Origin of the sequence: Lactiplantibacillus argentoratensis, assembly GCF_037290055.1 — a bacterium.
Classification (GTDB): Bacteria; Bacillota; Bacilli; order Lactobacillales; family Lactobacillaceae; genus Lactiplantibacillus; species Lactiplantibacillus plantarum.
Genome location: NZ_CP147647.1, coordinates 2,293,379 through 2,310,189, shown reverse-complemented (window position 1 = coordinate 2,310,189; position 16,811 = coordinate 2,293,379). Strand labels below are relative to the sequence as shown.

The following is a 16,811-nucleotide window of genomic DNA, read 5'->3' as shown; positions in this document are numbered from 1 at the left end:
TGTACTTAGCGGTCATTTGAACGCTAAGTACAGAAGTGGCTTTGGTCGTTGCTACGCGTGTTCGTTTGTTAATCTGCTAGTATCGTCATTTTATTCAACAAACTAGTTTGTAACTGGCTGAGTGTGGTTGTCATGTAGACCGGGTAAAGATCTGGGTTGACGAGCCGCTGGGTTGTTCGTGGGAGCTCGGCAAGTTTAGCCTGGGTCGTTGCCTGAATGGTTGTAACCGGAATTGACGTGGTGTTGGACAAATCTACCGGCGCGAGTAAGGGCCGGGCTTCAAAATGGGTGAGTCGCTGTTGGCGGTCGACACTGAGTGGGTCACTGTTGACGACGGTTAGGCTGGTCGCATCGACGATCGTCTCGGTAGCTAGTGCAATCAAGTCAGCAAAGGCCCGCTGAGTTCCTGGTTCGTACAGACGATAGACTTGCTTATCACCAGGAATCGTTAGTTTTTCGCGACTGGCACTGACCTTGATCTTGGGGGTGCTCTGACCATTGCTCTCAGTTGCCGCAAGCTTGTAGACGCCACTTAGAACCGGTGCGGACGCGCTAGTGATGAGCTTTTCACCGATACCAAAATTATCGATCGGTGCGCCTTCGTGCAACAGCGAAGTAATGATGTGTTCATCCAATGCGTTAGAAATAGTGATTTTGGCATTGGGAAAGCCAGCCGCGTCCAATTGTGTCCGGGCAGCTTGTGATAAAGTCGTGACGTCCCCCGAATCGATTCGAATACCGACGGGTTCATGCCCAGCTGCTCGTAGCTCCTTAAAGACCGTCACCGCGTTAGGAATCCCAGAGTTAAGCACATCATAAGTATCGACTAGTAGCGCACTATTGTCAGGATATTGTTCGGCCCATTTGCGAAACGCCGTTAGTTCATCCGGGAAGGCCTCAATCCAACTGTGGGCCATGGTACCAGCAACGGGAATATCAAACAGCTTCGCAGCGAGAACGTTTGAAGTACTATTGGCGCCACCAATAATGGCTGCCCGGGTGCCGTAAAGCGCGCTGTCCGGGCCTTGCGCACGGCGCGCACCGAATTCCATAATTGGACGTCCTGCCGCAGCATAACTCAGTCGACGAGCTTTAGTGGCAATCAGTGATTGGTGATTGACGATATTTAAGACGAGTGTTTCAAGTAATTGCGCTTGCTCAAGTGGTCCAGTGATTGTCAATAGTGGTTCACGAGGAAAGACCGGGGTTCCTTCTGGTAGTGCCTTAATTTGGCAAGTTAACTTAAAATTTGCCAGCATGGCTAAGAAGGATTCATCCCATAGGTTAAGTTGACGGAAGTAGTCGAGGTCACTGTTGGTAAAATGAAAATCTTGTAAAGCTTCGACAACTTGCTGAAGGCCGGCCGCAATGACAAAGCTACCATTGTCAGGAACCCGGCGATAAAAAAGGTCGAAGGTGGCGTTGGTCTGAGGTAAGTCGTGATGAAATCCATTTGCCATTGAGAGTTCGTATAAGTCGGTTAATAAAGATAAATTGCGCATTGCTAATCAATCCCGTTATTAAGATTTAGGTGTCTTGACACCTATGGTAAATGAACTTAGTTTATCATAATTTAGTATTTGATGAAAGCTATTCTACTGGTTTTCTGGTAGAATGATTCTATTGAAAGAGTAAGAAGGGTGAGTCATGACAGGATCAGAACGGCGTGAACAAATTCGATCAAAATTATCGCAAACGCAGATCCCCGTAAGTGCAACAACGCTAGCGAAGCAGTTTAACGTTAGTCGTCAGACCATTGTTGGGGATATTTCATTATTGAGGGCTCACGGAACGGCCATTGTTGCTACTCTTCAAGGGTATGAATTAGAAAAAGCGGATCAGCCAACTGCTGTCCTAGTTTGCCGTCATTTTCCAAACGAAGCGATGCAGGAAATGGCCTTGATCATTCACGCAGGGGGCATAATCAAGGATGTTGAAGTCGAACACCCATTGTATGGCCGGCTCCGGGGTGAATTAGAGATTCGCTCAGTTGGTGATGTTAATCTGTTTATGGGCCGGCTCAAGAAATTACAAGGCCATTTATTATCAGAATTAACAGATGGCGTCCATAGCCATACGGTTGCTTATCAGACCCCGGAACAATTAACAGCCATCAAGGCAGCTTTACGGGATGCGGGTTATTTGTATGAAAATTAATGTCAAGACATGGTTAATATTACATTGGTAATCAATTGATATTCGTTAGTTTTATTTACGCACGATGCTGGTGATTAACCAGGATAATGTCAGTAAAAAGATGTTTGGAGATCTAGTCGGATCTTCAAACATCTTTTTTGAATAGAATAACTATTTGCCGTTGCAAAAGCGCTAGTTGTTCATAACGATTGGTCGTGATGTTGATCGTAACATTGGCTGGTATAATTCCTAGGTATTATGTCGGTCGTTAATCAATAATTTGTTTATTGGCGGTTTTATGAGGGCTCGAAGTGATAGAAGCACGGTGGTGAGCCCGTTGAAAGTCGAAAGCAACGTTTTCCATCGCAATCGGGATTGTTAATTGCCTGATGATACGTGACTCATGGCTGTTCACTATGAATGGCCTGATTTAATGGCCGCAACAGCAGTAACGTATACCCAAGTAGTAGAATTCCGTTGATGATTAGTACGAGACCGCCATGAGTGGTACTTTGAAAGATTAAAGTGAACATAAGTGTTCCGATTGGCATGATTGAGCTATTGACTGTTGTTAATGTTGCAACGACTCGGCCTAGTAATTTAGTTGGCACGGTTTGCTGCAAGTAGACCTGAAAAGTTATATTAAGAATAACAAGCGCGAAAGCCAATATTCCCATGATAAAGCTACCAAGCAGGGCATATCCAGTTGGTGATTGGGACGTCATGAACAGAACACCTAATAGCAATATTTGGCTATCAAGAATAAGTACCGGAATAATTAATTTTAAAAAGAGACGTTTCTGACCGGTTGGCGGTAGCAAAGTTAAAAGTAGACTGCCAAGTAGCATACCAATTGCGCTCCCGGTTTCAAGCACGCCAATAGGACCATTACCTGTGTGAAGCTGATCTTTTAAGATGTACGGAATTCCAATCGTAACAGCAGTATATAAGAAGTTCAGAATAACACTCAACAGAATTGTAATTTTAATCATTGTTCGCGACCGCATGTAATTTAGACCAGAATGAAATTTTGCAAACTGACTGTGCGAATTTACTGGGGCGTGTTGTGAATTAGCGAATTGATTAGTTGCGTGATAATGAAATTTCATCGTGAGCATAATGCCAAATGAGGCGAGTGTGGCAGCAATCTCTAATATAATGAAGCCAGAAAAGCCGACTAAACTGTATAAGCCAACGCCTAACGCTGGTGATAGAATCGAGGAGAGTGAAATTGCACTTTGCGTCAATGAACTTAAACGTTGAATATTGTGAGTGTTAACAAGCTCGTGAGTGGCAGCGGAATAACAGGTATCATTAATATTTGTTGAAATGGCATCGATGATTAGAAAAAGAACGATTGGAATGAGTTTTGCCGTTGCTGTAAATAAGTTGATGCTCACAGCAAATAAAAGTCCTGCAAGTACACGGGCAGTCAGACTAACAGTGAGAATGGCTTTGTGCGGGTAAGTATCAACAAGATTGCCAATTGGGACAAGGCAAAGCAAGCCAACAATTGGACTGATAATCATGTTGATACCGAAACTAATGGCAGAATGTGTCTCATCGAGTAACATGAGTCCAAGTCCAAAAGTGAACATTTTACCGCTTAGTGAGCTAATGAAATTACTTGCGGCAGCTTTGAAGATTTGCAAGCTAGATTGATGATTACTAATGTTGATGGTTAAGTCAGGTTGCTTGATGGCCATGGCGAGTTCCTTTCGGTAGTATGGATTTATTAGAAATGAGAAATAGTAAATTAACTAATCTAATATAATTTTAATATTTTTAATCAAATTGTCAACTTCCACTAGACCAGACTTATCCATAGTAGAATAGCTAGTTAGTAAAGTGGCCACATATTTGATTGGATTAAACAGATGAAAGCGTTACTTGCCAAAGAACCTTAGAAATTAGTGGTTGAAAATTAAGGCGATTAGTTATCGTCAAATGGTAATTGAAAATCGCCACATTTGAATCTTTCTATCGAGTGATGTCCAGTGTGTTTGCTAAGACAGCTGAAGTATGGCGACTAATCAAAGACGTGGCTTGGTTACCAATTCGTGATTATTAAGTTGATTTGCTCACAATGCTGCCGATTATTGTGGGAGTGCCAGCTTAATCGACCAGTACTAGTATCTGTTGCCATCTGATTTGTAAATAACTTAACCCATGCAAATCTCAATACCAGCCAGCGCCAAAACAAAAAGTGGACCGTCAGAAAATATTCTGGCGGCCCACTTTGAGTCAGTCATGCTGCTTATCTAAATTAAGCACTTAGAAGTAGTCAATAAGTGCTGGTCGTTCTTTAACTAGACTAGTGTCAAGTCGGTTGATCGCATTCACATCACCGGTGATTAATCCGTGTTGGTACGCCCGGGCTAAGCTCTGGGTGCCAAAGCAAGCAGTGGTTAATTGCTGAATCGTTAACTGAATGTCAGCCGGTCCAGTTAATTGGTCGCTAACCCGATTGAGCGTTACTTGCCCGTTGTGCCGCGTCAATGACCAGATTCCTTGATTAGCAGGGAGGGTAGCGTCACTGACTGCTAGGCGAATTGGTTGGATGTCCGTGAGAAACGGATAGCGCTTGATAAAGTCATATAAATCAACAATGCGGGCCATCATGTACGGCTGGACAGTCACTTTTAAACGGTATGGGTCGGCTAGTAGGTCCAAGCCGTTGGTCGCACTTGGGCTATCATAACTAAACGTTTCAAAGGTGGTGCCATGCTTAGTGATAAAGTTAGCCAGTCGTTCGAAAGCGGTCGGCGTGCTAGTCACCCATTCTTGAATCGCAAAGTTAGTGGCCTGCCGTTCATAGATCAAATAGCCCTCGATATTGGCAGCCGCATTGCGGTAAATTGCGACCGACCAATGATGTTTGAGAGTCAGGTAATGTTGCCACCAGGCTGGTCGAATCAGACCACCACGCTGATTTTGCGGTTGTCGTGCATAAAAATCGTTGATTTGGGCCAGCCCGTCATTGCCATAGCGGGTGATCGTACCAGACCAGTCCGTCGGTTTGACACGTGGTAGGTCAGAAGCGGCCATGACTTGGTGCGCGTGGTCGAAGACGTGTTCATAGCCAAAACGACGATAGTAACCGTACGCGAAGGGGGCAAGGTAGGACAGCGTCACGTGGTTGGCTTCCATTTCTGTCAGCGCCGTCGTTAACAGCTGTCCCGCGCCACCCTGACCGGCATATTCAGGCGCACTCATCACGTCGCCAATACCATTCATCCGGTAGGTGACGCCATGAAAGTTGACTGCTAGTGGTAGACTGTATAGCCCACTGACCAGTTGACCATGATCGTGACGGCCGTAGATCCAGCCATGTTGGTAGCGATCCATGAAAAATCGCCGCCGCGCGGGGGTATCGTGATTATTGAACGCGTATTGATAAAGTTGGTAGAAAGCTTCGCGGTCAGCATCGCTAGTTAAACGGTAATCAGTTGTCATTAATGCGACCCCTCCATTCATTGAGTACTATTTGGCAGCGACAAATTTAAAGTCGGCCCACGGTTGTAACAAGTTAAGGCAAGGTAAGTCACTCTTGGTAATATGACCAACCACATTGATTCGGCCAGTATTTTCAAGATTTTGGCGTGCAATCTGCAATTCACCTTTGTATTGCCCAAACTCATCGTTATCGATCAAAACATCACCGGTATGAATGGCATCTAGGTGATGAGCAGGAAAGGCTTCGTCTTTGTAGATGACCCGGGTCTGAGAAGAACGAATGACGTAATCTGAAAAATCACCGCGATAAGTCTGTGGTTGCGCAAAGAGTACTTTTTCTTCAACTGCCGATAGATCAGCAACGGTTTCGACGTGTAGCAGTGGGTAAGGACTAAAGAACACTTCAGCAGCCGCTTTTAGTTCGGCTTCACTCGCGTAGGCGTTACCAATTAAGACGTCGTCGATTAGCCCCGTCATTTTCAAATGTTGAACTTGTGCCGCAATCGGTAACCCCCGATGATCTTCAAGGGTACATAACCCGTCTTGCATGGGCCAAGGCCCATAAGTCGCATCATTTGATGAAACAAACGCGGCGGTGTTGATGCCATACTGACGGTATTGTTCAGAAGTCTGAACAAAATAATCATAACCAAGACCAGTGTATTGTTGTGGGTAGAAGTTATGTGAGCCTAGTAAGTTATCTTTTTCAGGTGAATAATCCATAATCGTGTCAACATAGTGAGTCCCTTTAGACATGTTGATTTCAATCTTAATGCCGAATTCGTTGTGCGTCATCCGGGCTTCTTCTTGACCAGTGAATCCTAGGTCGAGGCGGACACCCCAGGCACCGAGGTCGTGGAAGAATGACAAGTCGTCATAGGACACGCCAAGTTGTTTGAAGAGGTCAGGATTGACGTCGACCATTACTTGCAAGCCTAATTGGTTCGCGTAAGTGATCACTTTTTTAAAGTTGGCAACCACTGCGGCTTGGTCCCCTTTGATTTCAAGCAGTGAAGTGAATACCCGTTGATAGCCATATTTTGCGGCTAAATCGAGGTACGCCGCATCCTTTTCAAAGGTTGATCGTTCGGGATAAACGGAAACACCGAGTTTACTCATTTAAAATTCCTCCAAATAATAATTAGTTTCTGTATTCGCTTACATTATCGCACAAATAATTGGTCCGTACCAGTAAAATAGACAATTTGTTGGTACCAATTTTTGCCTGTCACTCCACGCGGGATTATGATACGATTTGGGTATTAATAATTGGAGGTATCATGATGACATTTGAAGCTATTTTACCTGAATTAAAAGCTGGTAAGCGCGCTGTTCGGACTGGTTGGGAAGGGACCGAATTGTTCGTCGAATTACAGACGGCAACCACTTTTAACGGCGACCCGCTGAACCCGTACTTTTTAATCAAAACGGCCGATGAAGCCTATAGTATGTGGTCACCAACGGATTGTGATATTTTAGCGACGGACTGGCAGTTGGTTGACTAATGCAATTTGATGAATATCGTGGACAGACTGTCTTGGTTACTGGAGCTGCCTCCGGGATTGGCTTAGCCCAGGTCCAGAGTTTCCTAGCCCAGGGGGCTGACGTGATTGCCATTGATCGGCAGCCACAGCCATCAGCGCTAGTAACGACGTCAGCCCTGCGCTATGAAATTGCTGATGTGACCGACACTAATGCGCTCGTCGCGGCGATTAAATCAGGAGTTAACGTACTCGGCAAGCCAACCGTCGTGTGCAATACGGCCGGTAAGTTAGACGGCTATCAACCAACTTTAGCAACGGATCTGAAAACGTGGCAAGATATTTTGGCGACGGATCTGACAAGCCAGTTTATCGTGACTAATGCGGTGCTACCTGCAATGTTAGCCGCACAACACGGCGTTTTCGTGAATATGGCATCGATCGCTGGACTGGTGGGTGGCGGAGGCGGCGCAGCGTATACCGCAGCCAAACACGCCATCATTGGTTATACGAAACAACTTGACTTGGACTATGCGGCTCAGGGAATTCGCGCCAACTGCATTGCGCCGGGGGCTATCGATACCCCGATGAATGCCGCTGATTTTGCTGGCGATGGTAAGATGGCGAAATGGGTTGCCAGTGAGACGCCCGCAAAACGGTGGGCCCAACCGCAGGAAGTTGCAGATCTGACGCTATTCTTAGCGAGTCAGCACGCTGATTATATTCATGGGACGGTGGTTCCAATTGATGGTGGTTGGTTAGCAAAATAGGAAGGGGACTTTGGTATGGCTTGTATTTTTTGTCAGCCGTTGCCGTATATTTTGGAGAATGACCTAGCAGCGGCCTTCTTCGATAAAAAGCCGGTGAGTCCGGGGCATTTGTTGATTATTCCGAAAGCACATTATGCCACGTATTTTGATGTGCCCACGGCGACCAGGAATGCGATGCTCGCCTTATTGACCCAAGCAAAAGCGTACCTAGATGCGCACAATCATCCGGATGGCTATAATATTGGCATTAACGTTGAACCGGCTGCGGGCCAAACCGTAATGCATTGTCATCTCCATCTGATACCGCGATATCAAGGTGACGTGCCAGACCCCGCGGGTGGCATTCGTAAGATGTTGCCGGCGGGCGTACCAGATTTGAGAAAGACTAAGGAGTAGTGAATGTGTATGGCAGATTTATTTGAGAAAGTTGGCCGGCCCGGTAAGGTCCTCTCAACGACACCGGTGTACCATGGGCCGATTTTTGATTTGGTCAAACAGACGATTGAAACACCGGATGGCTTAGAAGTAAAACGCGATTTGATTCAGCACGGGAACGCCGTCACGATTTTAGCCATCACCGCGGATGACCAAGTCGTGCTAGGTTCAGAGTACCGGGTCGGTCGCAATGCCGAGACGATCAGTTTACCTGCTGGCCTCATTAATGCGGGGGAAGATCCGTTAACGGCCGCGGCCCGTGAATTACAAGAGGAGACGGGCTACATCGCCCATGAACCACAAATTATGACGCAAATTAGTTCGTCGGAAGGCTTCACGGACGAAACGGTCAGCTTGATTTTGACCCACATCGATCCACAAGAACATGGCGAACGACACTTTGATGCGGACGAATACGTGAATACGCAACTTGTTCCGCTCAGCAAAGTGATTGACCTATTAAAGAATGGCCAGATTCGTTCAGCACAAGGAATCTGTGCCATCACGTGGTACTTGAATTTTATTCGATAAAAGAGGGGTGCGGGATGGATTTAGATGAGAAGTTTGCGTACATGGCGACTGGTCAGCCGTATCGAGATACTGATGCAGAACTAACGGCGTTACGTGACCAAGCGACGTTGACAACGAACGCGGTCAATGCGACTGCTGATCCAGAGACTAAAGAAACTTTATTGCGACAATTGGTTGGTTCAGCTGGTCGCAAGCCATTTGTAAATCCTAATTTTCGCGTTGAATTTGGACGGAACATTCATCTAGGTGATAACTTTTATGCCAACTATGATTGTGTAATGTTAGATGGGGCGCCAATTACGATCGGCAGTCAGGTCCTGTTGGGGCCAAAAGTCGGCCTTTACACGAGCAACCACTTGTTTGATGTAACCGAACGAATTAGGGGCGGCTGCATCGCCCGACCAATCACAATTGGAGATGGTTGTTGGCTAGCCGCTAACGTCACCGTATTACCAGGAGTGACCATTGGTGCTAACACGATTATTGGTGGTGGGAGCGTGGTCACCCACGATATTCCAGCTAACGTGATTGCGGCTGGCAACCCTTGCCAAGTGATTCGACCAATCACGGCGGCCGACCGCACTGGTTACACCGGGGCGCAATTCGAATTGTCATGATGAACGACAAAATACCACCTTCGCAGGTTGTTACCTGACGAAGGTGGTATTTTTGTGTTCAGCGCATAAAAGTATTCTGACAGATACGTGCAGTGTTATTAGAAGATTTACCAGCCAGCAGCTTAATCGTCCTTGGCATTGTGAGTTGGTCACTCATATGGTGACTGTTCCACCGGTATCAGGGCTTAACTTTGATGCCGTTTAAAGCAGCGGCCAAATATGCAGCCTGCTCAGTATTGACAATCATACCGCGTGCTGCGGCAGTATCAAGTTCGAGACGCTCGAATTGACAGGTACTTAGGTCAATATTTTTGAGGGCGGTATCGTTGAAAGCGACTTGGTCAAGGTTGGTTTCGTTAAACTTGACGGTCGTTAGTCGATTGTTCATAAAGCTGGCCCCATTCAGCCGACAGTGATCAAAGGTCACGGTTTTGAACCGCATGTCGCACAGCATGGCTAAGTCGAGCTGACAGTGGTCAAAGGCGACGTTATTGAGGGCAGCCTCGTTCAAGTCGACACCGACGAGCTTACAATCTTTGAATTGAGCGCGTAGCCAGCTGGCTTTTTCAAACTGGCAATTAGAAAAGTCACAATTGATAAAGACGGCATCGGTCAAGTCAAGCCGTTCAAATTGACTGGCCGTAAAACGGACATTTTCGAAGTGCACGTGATCCAGCATGGGGTGATCGATGTGTTGGTGACGCACGTCTTCTTCACTAACCTGAATATAACTTAAGCTATGGTCCTCATCTGCTAAAATATCGAAAAAAGTGCCAGTCGTTAATTCTGCTGGGATAATGCGGGGATCTTGCATGGGACACCTCGTTAGTTTGATTTTGAGTGGTTGTGCTAAAAAAGAAGCCCGTTACAGGCTTCAGTTTGGGATCAGTTGAAGTAATTTTCTAGGAAAACGGCGACCCCGTCCTCGTCATTACTCAGGGTGGCATTGGTGGTTGCAGCCTTGACCGCAGGAATCGCATTCGCCATCGCTACGCCAACTTTGGCGGCGGTTAGCATTCCTAGGTCGTTTTCTTCGTCCCCAAAGGCCATCAAGTTGTCATAGTCTTCATTAAAGTGACCGAGGAGTTGTTTCAAACCACTGGCCTTATCAGTATGCGGTGGTAAGAATTCCAACAAAGTCCGCCGGGATGGGACCACGTGGAAGAAATCGGTAATTTGACTTGGTAATTTGGCCTGGACTGTTTTAGCATCTTGACCAGCACTAACGACTTTACCGAATAGATCATCAGCAGGCAGGTCGGCAAAACGAACATTCTTAAATGGCATTAAGCCTTGCAAGAATTCTTCGTACGGTGACTTGCCTAGATCCGTAATGGAGTAGACTTGCTTCAAATCAATCACGTCTAAGTAGAAATGATCGCGCTGGGCTTGCTCAAATAAGGGTTGTAAATCTTGTTTGGTCACACTAGTACGAGCAAGGACGTCACCAGTCGTGTTTTGCTGAACGAGCCCACCATTAAAGGTAATCGCGTAGTCAGTTGGTTGGTTGAGTTCAAGTTGTTGTAAGTATGGTTGAATCGCCTTAATTGGTCGCCCAGTACACAGTACGATCCGTTTGCCGGCCGAATGCAGCTGTTTGAGAACTGCTTCAGTTCGCGGAGAAATCGTCTTCTCAGAAGTTAGTAACGTATTATCTAGGTCTAACGCAATGGTCGTAATCATCTTGGTCACACTTTCTAGTTAAGATTTAAAATTGTTTTAATGGTCGTTCCCATATCATCAACATCCGCAACCCGCTTATGGCGCACGGGCGCAGTACGGAGGGCTGTGACCGTTGCTGGAATGGGCGTTTGAATCAACTCATGTAACTGATCAACTGCGGCTAGGCCATCTACCGCACTAAGCTCACCAGTAATTGCCGTTAGGACGGCCTGTGGGAATTTATACGGACTAGCGGTTGAAACAACCACCATGGGCCGCTGATCTCTGGTTGCGGCTTGATACTGTTTGGCAACCGCCGAGGCCACGGCCGTATGTGGATCGATTGTGTAGTGATGGGCATGGTTCAGGTGATGAATTTCAGCTTGATCTTGGCTTTCAGTCACGAAGCCGGCCCAAAAATCAGCTAAGTTGGCACGCATTGCCGGTGTAATCGTATAACGGCCGGTCGTTTGCAAATCAGTCATTAGTTTAGCAGTCGCCGTGGCGTCTGATCCTGTCAAGTAGAAGAGGAGCCGTTCCAAGTTACTTGAGACTAAGATGTCCATGGACGGTGAACTCGTCAAGAAGAATTCACGGTTTTTATCATAAGTCCCGGTATTAAAGAAATCGGTGAGAACGTTATTGCGATTGGAAGCACAGATCAGTTTATGAATGGGCGCGCCCAGTTGTTTGGCATAGTAGCCAGCTAAAATATCCCCAAAGTTCCCAGTTGGAACACTAAAGTTAATCTCATCACCGTTCTTGATTTGCCCCTGCTTGATAAGTTGAGCGTAGGTGTAGACATAATAGGCCACTTGTGGGAATAAACGACCAATATTGATGGAATTAGCGCTTGAGAATTGGAACTGGTGGGTGGCTAATTCCGCGTGTAATTGGTGGTCGTTTAACAGTTTTTTAACCGTTGTTTGGGCCTCATCGAAGTTACCATTGATCGCAACAACACTAGTATTGGCTCCGGTTTGGGTCACCATCTGCTGTTTTTGGATTGCACTGACACCATCTTTTGGATAGAAGACGATGATGCGAGTCTGATCAACATCGGCAAACCCGGCCATGGCTGCTTTACCAGTATCGCCCGAAGTGGCCGCTAAAATAACGACTTCGGCTTGTAAATGGTTCTTTTTAACTGCCGTTGTCATCAAATGCGGTAGGATTTGAAGGGCCAAGTCTTTGAATGCAATGGTCGGTCCATGAAAAAGTTCAAGGTAATACTGCTGACCATGCTTGGTGACCGGCGCAATTTTGGGGTCATCAAACTGATCACCATAAGCCGCGTCAATGCAGGCGTGTAATTCATCAGCGGTATAATCCGTGAAGAAGAGTTTAAGGACCTCGTAAGCAACTTCTTGGTAGCTCATCGTGGCGAGCTGGTCGAAGTCAAAATTAGCGGTCGGTAGCGTTACGGGCACAAAGAGACCACCATCCGGCGTCAGGCCTTGAAGTACGGCTTGTGATGACGTCATGGTGTGACTTGCAGTTTCGCGGGTACTGCGATAAAGTGTTTTCATGGATAACGTCCTTTCAACTGATTTTGACTAAATGATACACTAAAATCGAGGCGAACGGGGACGTTTTCACCAAAATCATGAGGATAATTGATGTAAATGGTCTAGTTAACAATGTAATCGTTTACACAAAAGGAGATCTTACAATGCAACTAGCTGGAATTAGGCACCGCCCTGAAAGTGAAGATACAGCCGTCTTAGCCGCACATCAACTACAGGTACGACTACAAACTGCGCGTGACGATGTTGCCCAAGTGGAGATTTTGTTTGCCGATTCTTACTTATGGCAAGAAGGAACAACAGCGCTAGAGCGGCGGATAATGCAGCCCGGATTAGCGACGCAGGGCAACCAGTACTGGCAGACGACGCTGACCGTACCGACTAACCGGGTGGTCTATGCCTTTCTGATCACGGATACGACCGGTGCGACGGTTGGCTATGGTGAGGGTGGCTTCTTTGACGACGTTGCCACTAACTGGCAAACGGTGGGCAACTATTTTCACATGCCATATATGCACGTCAGTGATGCGGAGCTGCCACCGGCATGGGTCAAGGAGACGGTCTGGTACCAGATCTTTCCTGAACGGTTTGCAAATGGTGTGCGGCAAAATGACCCGGCTAATGTTCAACCGTGGGGTGCTGGGCGTGTTCACCGTGATTCATTTTATGGTGGGGATTTGCCCGGAATTACAGCGCATTTAGATGATTTGGCTGCACTGGGGGTCAATGGCCTGTACTTGTGTCCCATTTTCACGTCACCATCTAATCATAAGTATGATACGATCGATCATTTTGAAATCGATCCCCACTTTGGTACGAAAGCCGATTTTCAGGCGCTAGTCGATGGCGCCCATGCACGCGGTATGCGCGTGATGTTAGACGCCGTCTTTAATCATTTTGGCGAGCAGTCACCACAGTGGCAAGATGTGATTAAAAATGGCGAGCAGTCACGGTTTGCTGATTGGTTTCATATTCATGGCTGGCCGGTGGGACGTGATCCGAAGACGAAGCGGCTTAATTATGAAACCTTTGCGACGGGAGCAGCGATGCCGAAAGTTAACACCCAGAACCCCGCGGTACAAGCTTACTTGATTGATGTGACCAAATATTGGATCGAACAATTCGGGATTGACGCTTGGCGTTTTGATGTTGCTGATGAGGTCGACCATGGTTTCTGGCGAGCGTTATGTGGTGCCTTGCGGGCAATCAAACCTGATGTGTACCTATTAGGTGAGTCTTGGCATAGTAGTCAATCGTTAGTCGGTAACGGCCAGTTTAACGCGGTTATGAATTATCCACTGACACAACCAATTCTGGCGTTGTTTAATGGTCAACTCAACCCTGAAGATTACGTTGGTAAAACCAATCTGGAATTAATGATGTATCGTCAGCCTAATCAACAAGCAATGTTCAACGCGTTGGATACGCATGATACGCCACGGTTACTGACCACGTTGCATGGTCAGTTAACTAAATTTAAATCTGCACTCACGCTACTGATGCTATTGCCGGGGAGCCCGTGTATTTATTATGGAACGGAAGTGGCCATGGCCGGTGGCGCCGACCCTGACAATCGTCGGTGCATGAACTGGCAACCAGACGAGCAAGAACAACAAGTTCGACAATTTGTCACGCGTTTGATCAAGTTTCGCCGGCAACAGGCCGACTTTTTAGCAACTAGCCAATTGACATGGACGATTGATGGTCACTGCTTAATCTTAACGCGGACGGATGTTGAACAGACGATTCAGGGGCGCTTTAACTTAGGTACCCAGGCAGTCTCCGCCGGAAGTGACGCTTCGCCAATCTTAACAGCGGGAGTTGCTGCAGATGAAGTGGCACCGGGGGGCTTTGAACTGACCGTAGTTTAGTCGTGACGCAACACGACTAGCGGACTGGTGGGGCGTTTTGTCCGCCAATGTTTATCGCACTCGAATTGAAGTATTCAAGTCTGATCTGGCCCAATGATTAGCGACAGATTAAGACGGTTCTAAAAAAACGATTCTCAATATCTTTGAGAATCGTTTCTTTGTGCTTAACGCGTTGTACCGGTTGTTCCTTTTACGAAGCATGATGAAGAATGCGCTGCTAATTAGCTTCGGGTTAGTCACCGGACATAATCGCTGGAACGGCCAAACTCGGCTGATAACGAGATGCAAAGCATGCCGCATACCTACCTAATTGTTAGCACTGTAACAAACATTGACAGGAAGATGAATGCCCCATTTGACAATAAAAACGCTAAGCAATTTGCTTGGCGTTTAACATCATCATTATTTAGCTGTTTCAGGCTTGATGCCCCGGCCTTGGATGAATTCGATGACAATCAAGACAACGTAGCAGATTAGGACGATGCCTAATAGGTTGGTTGTCTTAACGGTGCTGGATAACCAGTAGTACTGCCAGTCTTGATTGTTGAAGACCCACCATACTAAGAGGCCGGCCAAGGCACCTAATGTATTCATAATTGCAATAAAGAAAATGTTGCCGTTTTGTTTTTGGCTGGCCCAATATGCGGAAAGGATGGCCATCCAAACACCCCAAACAATCAAGCCGACAACGACGACCCAATAAATTAGTGACGCGATCATGTGTACTCCTTCTTTCTACAAGTTAATAACTTTATTTTACCATGAATTCGATTACATTGGCACCGTTTCAGTGATTATTTTCACAATCTGCTTCTGAATGATTGTGTTGAATTTGCTGGATTACTTGTTATTTAAGGTTGGATTATTTACAATTAGAACATAATAATGTAATTGAGAAAGGGTTGGCAATCAATGACTTCTGCATGGAATTGGATTGGGATCATTGCGTGGATCATTGTTTTGGCGTTAGTCGTGTGGGTATTTCATCATATTCGCGTACGACGCATCAAGATGATCGTGGAACGTAAGCATACGTTTGAGTGGGGAAATCTTATCATTACCACCGTTGAATTAATCGTTAGTCTCGGATTACTAGTTGGCATGGGATACGTGACTTTCAATCACCAGGTCGACCTGTCAGATGCTAAGGACGTTAAGGTAACGTATCAAGTCGAACCATTAGTCTTGCGCGTGGGAACGAATGGCTCCTACTATGTCGCGGTCGATCGGGGTACGACCCAAAAACCCGTGCATATTTATAATTACTGGGTTAACGGTGCGAAATATACCGTTTCAAGTAACAAGGCGACCGTAGTGACTAATCTATCGCAAGTTAACGTGGCGGACGCTGGTATTCCATGGTCACAAAAGCAATTACTCAAGCAGGACCGGGAGCATGAAAAGGCCTACGCAGTCAAGTTAACGGCTACTTACCGGCCGTCATTCTGGAATGGCTTAGGTGTCCATGTTGGTCATCAGGCGATGACGCGCTGGTTAATTCGCGTGCCGGCACAGTCGTTTATCAATACGACCGATGTGCAATCTAACTAAATAGTGGCAAAAAAGTAATCGAATCTTGTGCGTTTTAGTAGCCAAGATTCGATTTTTTTCATAGAATTATTAAAAGTTGTTAAATATTCATATCAGCACGCTTTTTTTAGCAAACTAGCCGCCATTATACGGTAAAATGTAACTGTTATATTTTTATAGGCTAATTAATTTATCTATTTAATCGTATGACTGAGAGAAGGAAAAAATTGATGATTAACGAACCAGCAAGTAGTCCACTATTTGTTTGTGGTATCATTGGTGATTCGACGGCCATGGTTCTGAATAAATCTTTAACCGGGCCGTTCAAGAACCGTTATGATTTAGTAACCGCACCAGTGACGACACGGGCCACGTTGAGTGAGGCCGTTAGTCAGATCGCACAACTTCAAACAGGACTACAAACCGTTATTTCCAAGCAACTCGGGGCCGTGCAACTCACGATTCCCGCCTTAACGACATTAGACTTGCCAGCAACGTTAATTAATATCTATTATTTACTAGAACCAGTGGGTGGGCACTTGTTACTCAAACGACCACATTTCACTGAAGCGATGTCGGCCGGGGCTGCACGGGTGCCGCTTGACCAATTGAATTGGGCGAATAGTTCGCCGCGCGTCATGCAGGCCAAGCGCTTCTTACAAACCGGTGCGTTCCCAACTGCTGAACAACGTATCGATGGCTATCAGATTCTAGAGCAAACGCAATTTTAAAGACGCTGTTGACTTTTGTTTCGGCACGTTGTAACTTAGAAACAACGTGAAGATTAAATGTTGAT

17 protein-coding genes are annotated in these 16,811 nt (G+C 46.2%); 9 read left to right on the top strand and 8 right to left on the bottom strand.

What is annotated here, in order from left to right:
* Positions 1–68: 68 nt before the first annotated feature.
* Complete coding sequence (locus V7R88_RS11180; protein ID WP_003645843.1) at positions 69–1,502, bottom strand: nicotinate phosphoribosyltransferase; 1,434 nt, start codon at positions 1,500–1,502, stop codon at positions 69–71.
* Positions 1,503–1,647: 145 nt separating this feature from the next.
* Here V7R88_RS11180 and V7R88_RS11175 point away from each other — a divergent pair, with 145 nt between their 5' ends.
* Positions 1,648–2,157, top strand: coding sequence for a transcription repressor NadR (locus tag V7R88_RS11175; RefSeq protein WP_011101910.1), 510 nt, complete (start codon positions 1,648–1,650; stop codon positions 2,155–2,157).
* 380 nt (positions 2,158–2,537) lie between these two features.
* On the opposite strand, the gene V7R88_RS11170 is transcribed toward V7R88_RS11175, so the two are convergent.
* The 3 genes from V7R88_RS11170 to V7R88_RS11160 form a co-directional block, all read right to left on the bottom strand.
* On the bottom strand, positions 2,538–3,842 hold the full coding sequence (locus tag V7R88_RS11170) for an MFS transporter (protein WP_054397818.1): 1,305 nt from the start codon (positions 3,840–3,842) through the stop codon (positions 2,538–2,540).
* 568 nt (positions 3,843–4,410) lie between these two features.
* Entirely contained in the window at positions 4,411–5,592 is a 1,182-nt protein-coding gene (locus tag V7R88_RS11165; RefSeq protein ID WP_054397813.1) for a GNAT family N-acetyltransferase, read from the bottom strand.
* Positions 5,593–5,619: 27 nt separating this feature from the next.
* On the bottom strand, positions 5,620–6,711 hold the full coding sequence (locus V7R88_RS11160; protein ID WP_338816249.1) for a DUF871 domain-containing protein: 1,092 nt from the start codon (positions 6,709–6,711) through the stop codon (positions 5,620–5,622).
* Positions 6,712–6,875: 164 nt separating this feature from the next.
* Here V7R88_RS11160 and V7R88_RS11155 point away from each other — a divergent pair, with 164 nt between their 5' ends.
* From V7R88_RS11155 to V7R88_RS11135, 5 genes are read left to right on the top strand one after another with little or no spacing between them, the layout of a single operon-like run.
* Positions 6,876–7,097: a DUF2829 domain-containing protein gene (locus V7R88_RS11155; RefSeq protein ID WP_003642553.1), complete on the top strand. Its 222-nt coding sequence runs from the start codon at positions 6,876–6,878 to the stop codon at positions 7,095–7,097.
* A complete protein-coding gene (locus V7R88_RS11150) occupies positions 7,097–7,843 on the top strand; it encodes a 3-oxoacyl-ACP reductase (protein WP_003642554.1) in 747 nt (248 codons plus the stop codon). The genes V7R88_RS11155 and V7R88_RS11150 overlap by 1 nt, the downstream gene beginning before the upstream one ends.
* Before the next feature lie 15 nt (positions 7,844–7,858).
* Positions 7,859–8,239, top strand: a complete 381-nt coding sequence (locus V7R88_RS11145) for an HIT family protein (RefSeq protein WP_054397811.1) — start codon at positions 7,859–7,861, stop codon at positions 8,237–8,239.
* A 3-nt stretch (positions 8,240–8,242) separates the two neighbouring features.
* Positions 8,243–8,809, top strand: coding sequence for an NUDIX hydrolase (locus V7R88_RS11140; protein ID WP_054397809.1), 567 nt, complete (start codon positions 8,243–8,245; stop codon positions 8,807–8,809).
* 14 nt (positions 8,810–8,823) lie between these two features.
* Complete coding sequence (locus tag V7R88_RS11135; protein ID WP_054397807.1) at positions 8,824–9,426, top strand: sugar O-acetyltransferase; 603 nt, start codon at positions 8,824–8,826, stop codon at positions 9,424–9,426.
* Positions 9,427–9,604: 178 nt separating this feature from the next.
* On the opposite strand, the gene V7R88_RS11130 is transcribed toward V7R88_RS11135, so the two are convergent.
* The 3 genes from V7R88_RS11130 to thrC all read right to left on the bottom strand — a co-directional run bounded on the left by V7R88_RS11130 (position 9,605) and on the right by thrC (position 12,617).
* Positions 9,605–10,240: a pentapeptide repeat-containing protein gene (locus V7R88_RS11130; protein WP_054397800.1), complete on the bottom strand. Its 636-nt coding sequence runs from the start codon at positions 10,238–10,240 to the stop codon at positions 9,605–9,607.
* A gap of 71 nt (positions 10,241–10,311) precedes the next feature.
* Positions 10,312–11,109 (bottom strand): Cof-type HAD-IIB family hydrolase, encoded by a 798-nt coding sequence (locus V7R88_RS11125; protein WP_003645847.1) that lies wholly within the window; start codon positions 11,107–11,109, stop codon positions 10,312–10,314.
* Positions 11,110–11,123: 14 nt separating this feature from the next.
* A complete protein-coding gene (gene thrC, locus V7R88_RS11120; protein WP_226319679.1) occupies positions 11,124–12,617 on the bottom strand; it encodes a threonine synthase in 1,494 nt (497 codons plus the stop codon).
* A 143-nt stretch (positions 12,618–12,760) separates the two neighbouring features.
* Between thrC and V7R88_RS11115 the strand changes: the two genes are divergently transcribed.
* Positions 12,761–14,485: a glycoside hydrolase family 13 protein gene (locus V7R88_RS11115; RefSeq protein WP_054397798.1), complete on the top strand. Its 1,725-nt coding sequence runs from the start codon at positions 12,761–12,763 to the stop codon at positions 14,483–14,485.
* A 402-nt stretch (positions 14,486–14,887) separates the two neighbouring features.
* Here the strand turns inward: V7R88_RS11115 and V7R88_RS11110 are convergent, their stop codons facing one another.
* Entirely contained in the window at positions 14,888–15,205 is a 318-nt protein-coding gene (locus tag V7R88_RS11110; RefSeq protein ID WP_003642562.1) for a hypothetical protein, read from the bottom strand.
* 192 nt (positions 15,206–15,397) lie between these two features.
* On the opposite strand from V7R88_RS11110, the gene V7R88_RS11105 reads away from it, so the two are divergent.
* Together V7R88_RS11105 and V7R88_RS11100 are read left to right on the top strand one after the other, a co-directional pair.
* Complete coding sequence (locus V7R88_RS11105) at positions 15,398–16,036, top strand: LVIS_2131 family protein (RefSeq protein WP_054397797.1); 639 nt, start codon at positions 15,398–15,400, stop codon at positions 16,034–16,036.
* Between the two features lie 209 nt (positions 16,037–16,245).
* Complete coding sequence (locus V7R88_RS11100; protein WP_054397796.1) at positions 16,246–16,746, top strand: hypothetical protein; 501 nt, start codon at positions 16,246–16,248, stop codon at positions 16,744–16,746.
* Positions 16,747–16,811: the final 65 nt, after the last annotated feature.